This is a genomic window from Kitasatospora sp. NPDC093558 (genome assembly GCF_040683475.1).
GTDB lineage: Bacteria > Actinomycetota > Actinomycetes > Streptomycetales > Streptomycetaceae > Kitasatospora.
Genome location: NZ_JBFBDY010000578.1, coordinates 1 through 3,928 on the forward strand (window position 1 = coordinate 1; position 3,928 = coordinate 3,928).

Here is a 3,928-nt window from a genome sequence, read left to right on the forward strand (position 1 = left end):
GGCGGTCCGGTTCTGCCCCTTCTCGCCCCGCGGGCCCGGGCCACGGGGGGGGGGGCGCCCGCCGGGGGCGGGGCGCCACACACCGATCGGCGTGCTACTTGCCGAGGTTGTTGCCCCACAGGGCCTTGTCGTCGACGTTGTCCTTGGTGACCAGGGGCGCGGGGAGCTGGTCCTCCAGGCCGTTGGGCAGCTGGATGATGGTGGAGTCGTGGTCGGTCGCGCCGGGCTGGAAGGTCTTGCCCCCGGCGGCCGCCTGCGCGTAGAACAGCGCGTACTTGGCGTACAGGTCGGCGGGCTGGGAGACGGTGGCGTCGATGTCGCCCTTGCGGATGGCGTCGAACTCCTGCGGGATGCCGTCGTTGGAGACGATGGCGATGTGGCCCGGCTGGCCGGCCGGCTTGAGCAGACCCTGTTGCTGGAGCAGGGAGACGGTCGGCTGCAGGAAGGCGCCGCCGGCCTGCAGGTAGATCCCGCCGAGGTCGGCGTTGGCCGCCAGCGTCGACTGGAGCTTCGCCGCGGCGACGTCCCCCTTCCAGTCGGTGGCCAGCTCGATCACCTGGATGCCGGGGAACTTCTCCTTCATGCAGGTGGCGAACCCGCGGCTCCGGTCGTAGGCGTTGATCGAGTCGCGCGCGCCCTGGAGCTCCGCGACCTTCCCCTTGCCCTTGAGCTGCGCACCGAGGAACTGGCAGGCCTTGGTGCCGTAGTCGACGTTGTTCGCCCGGACGGCCATGTACACCTCGCCGTGCTCGGGCTCGGTGTCGACGCTCACCACGTTGACGCCGTGTCTGAAGAGCTCGCCGAGCAGCGCGTCGGTGACGTAGGTCGCCTGCGGCGCGATCACCACCGCCTTGGCGTTCGCCTGCTCGAACCCCTGGAGGTTGGCCCGCAGTTCGTCCTCACGGTTGTGGGACGACGTGATCGGCAGGGTGCCGATCGACTGCTCGGCGACGTCCTTGCGCACGTACTGCTCGTACGCCCGCCAGAAGTCGGAGTCGTCCCGCGGCAGGTCGATGCCGATCTTCCCCTGACCGGCCGGCTCCTGCCCTCCGCTCGCGCTGCGGTCGCAACCCGTGGCGCCGGCGATTAACACGGCCCCGGCCATCGCCGCGAGTCCGGAAGAGCGAAGCGTCTCAGATCAGCTGAGTGATCGTGTGTGATCCTGCGGTTGCGGGATCGGTTGGATCGTTTCCCATCGTGGAGGGGTGGCGTGGGCGTGCAGGTGGAAACCCGCGCCTTGTGCTGCCCCTCGCGGCTTGTGCCGGGTGGTGGGTGTGCTGATCGTGGTCACGCTCTGGTGCCGGTGGGCTGCGCGGGGCAGCCGGGTCCGGTCCGTTGGTGCGTGTCCCTCCGGACGCTTGCCGGCACGGCCGGTGGGCCGGGCCGGGGAGGGAACCTCACGTCGCCTGGGCGCGAGGCGGTTGCTTCGCGGCCGGGTGGGGCCGGTCTTCGACCGGTCCGTCCGGCTGGTCCTGGGGGTGGCCGTGATGACGGCCCTGGTCTCCAGCGCTTCCACGACGGCGCGGATCGTCATGGCGCCGGTGGCGCGGTCGGTGGCGGTCTTGGTCTGGTGGGCGAGGCCGCGTGCGGCGATCCGCCGCCAGGCCCCGTGGTCGCGGTCGCCCTGCCATCGGCATTGCGGGTCGGGGCAGATCGCCCACTTCCATCCCGGCACGGTGGGCCGGTCGGGGGCTTTGCGGTGGCGCAGCGGGGTGAGGCAGTGCGGGCAGTGTTTGGAGGTGTTGCGTGGCGGGACGGTGACTACGGCGATCCCGGTTTCGGCCGCGAGGTGCCGCATGCGGTCGGTGATCTTGCCGCGCACGGTCTGGGAGAGTCGGGTGTTGCGGGTGCGGCCCATGCCGCCCGCTTCCATCGACCGCAGGTCTTCCAGATAGATCACGCTCGCCCCGGTGGCGATGGCCTGGTCCACGGTCCAGCGGGCGGCCGACCAGGCCAGGGCGTCGTTGAGGCTGGAGCGGCGGGCCGAGACGCGCCGGATCTCCTGCGTCAGCACGGCTGTCTTCGGCTCCAGGGCGGGGTCGGCGAGCCGGGCGTACTGGTCGGTCTTGGTGTGCAGGTGCTCGGAGGTTCGCCGCAGTCGGTCCTGCTTGGCCAGGACACCAGTGGCCCGGAACTGCGCGCCCGCTGCGAGAGCGGTGATCGTCCCGTCGGCGTGAAGCCGGGCCGCGCCCGCGCTGAGGAGGGTGTTCAGGCCCCAGTCCACGCCGAGGGCCACCGTGTGGCCGGTGCGCCGGGTCCTGGGCACGGGGTGGGTGTAGGCGAGGTCGGCCCGGATCTTCCCACCGGCGAGACGCATGGTGGGCAGGTGGAGTACGGCGTTCGCCGGGACCGTGGGCGGCAGTGCGATGGGGCAGGCCGTCCAGGACCAGTCCTTGTACGCCCGCGGGTCGGGCCGTGTGGGGAGCTGCAACCGCAGCAGTGCTTTCGTCGGCTCGGCCGGGGAGCGTTCGATGGTGGCTTGCTGGCCGTCGCACGCCGCGAGCAGCAGCATCCGCGCTGCTCGGGGCGTGGGCTCCAGTTCGAACACGTCGGCCGGAAGCCGGTCGTGCTCGCGCTCGAATGCGGCGGCCTGCCGGGTGCGGGACCTGATCACTGCGGACGGCAGGCAATCGCCGCCGGGCACGGCCGCCCGGAGCGCATCCCACTCCTGCGGCGTGCGTTTGGCCGAATTGCCCGGCCACGTCGCCACAATCCCGGCGACCACGTCGGCGCGCCACTTCACCGAACGCAGGGCCCGCCCCGCCTGCTCCTGCGCCATGCGCACGATCCGGTCGTTGACGGTGATTGCGTCGGGCGCGGTGACAGTCCAGCCGAGACGACGCAGCGCCATCCAGGCGTTCGACGGGAGCCTGCGGCCCCCGGCGTCCTGCCCGGAAGCCAAGGTGTTCACGTCCGGGGTGTTCCAGTGCCCGGCAATCAACTCACCGGCCATGCCGGATACCAGGTCCAGGCACCAGCCGATCCGCTCCGCCAGCGCGGGAAGCGCGATGATCTCGCCGGTCTTCTCCTCCACGCCCAGGCGGATCACGGTGCGGGCGCACGCGGTGCGCGAGGTCTCGCCCTCAGCGAGCGGCAGCTTCCGGCTCACCCGGCGTCCTGCGGCCAAGGACACTGGCGCTCACGCCCGACCCACGTCACCGGGATCTTCCCTGAATCCGCCCACAACCGAAGTGTCACCAGGTGAACACCCAAGCGATTCGCGGCCTTTGACAGTCGGAGAAGTTCCACACGGTCACCGTAGGATCGCTGCGGGTAATTAATCAAATCCGTGAGCCTCATCGTTGATCTCCTTGCTCGGAACACCCGCCCGCGGCCGGACGGCCCCTCACCCGCCTGCGGCGCCACCACCGTCCGGGGGGGCTCGCGGTATCGAGGACCTTACGAGCGCGAAACCTGGACGACAAGTAGAGGCATCCGATGATTCCCAAACGTAACCTCGGGCTTTCGGTCATATCTTCGCGCGATGACCGACGCAATACGGCCAGTCATCGGATGTCTTCCTCCCGATCCCTGGACTCCTCGGCGCGCACGGCCTATAAATCCATCACATGACCCCACGCGATGTGAACGCTCACACCCTCCGCCGTTTCCCTCGCCGGACCGTGCACCTGGACTTTCACACCGGCCCCGACATCCCCGACGTCGGACGGGACTTCGACCCGGCGACCTTCGCCCGGGCCTTCAAAGAGGCCCACGTCGACAGCGTGACCGTCTTCGCCAAGTGCCACCACGGCCACCTCTACTACGGGACCGAGCGGCCCGAACGCCACCCCGGGCTCGCCCCCGGCCACGACCAGCACGCCCAGCAGGTGCTGGCCCCGCACGCCGCGGGCCACCCCCCGCCCCTATACCAGAGCCAGCACGTCGACGAGAAACCCCCCCCGGAGCCCCCCGCGTGGTTATCGCC

At 70.5% G+C, this 3,928-nt stretch carries 3 protein-coding genes; 1 reads left to right on the forward strand and 2 read right to left on the reverse strand.

What is annotated here, in order from left to right; genetic code table 11:
• Positions 1 to 94 precede the first annotated feature (94 nt).
• Positions 95 to 1,105, reverse strand: coding sequence for a sugar ABC transporter substrate-binding protein (locus tag AB0O00_RS31780; protein WP_363657664.1), 1,011 nt, complete (start codon positions 1,103 to 1,105; stop codon positions 95 to 97).
• 33 nt (positions 1,106 to 1,138) lie between these two features.
• Positions 1,139 to 3,109 (reverse strand): zinc ribbon domain-containing protein, encoded by a 1,971-nt coding sequence (locus AB0O00_RS31785; protein WP_363657666.1) that lies wholly within the window; start codon positions 3,107 to 3,109, stop codon positions 1,139 to 1,141.
• A 514-nt stretch (positions 3,110 to 3,623) separates the two neighbouring features.
• On the opposite strand from AB0O00_RS31785, the gene AB0O00_RS31790 reads away from it, so the two are divergent.
• A partial coding sequence (locus tag AB0O00_RS31790) for a hypothetical protein (RefSeq protein ID WP_363657668.1) occupies positions 3,624 to 3,928 on the forward strand: 305 nt, incomplete at its 3' end.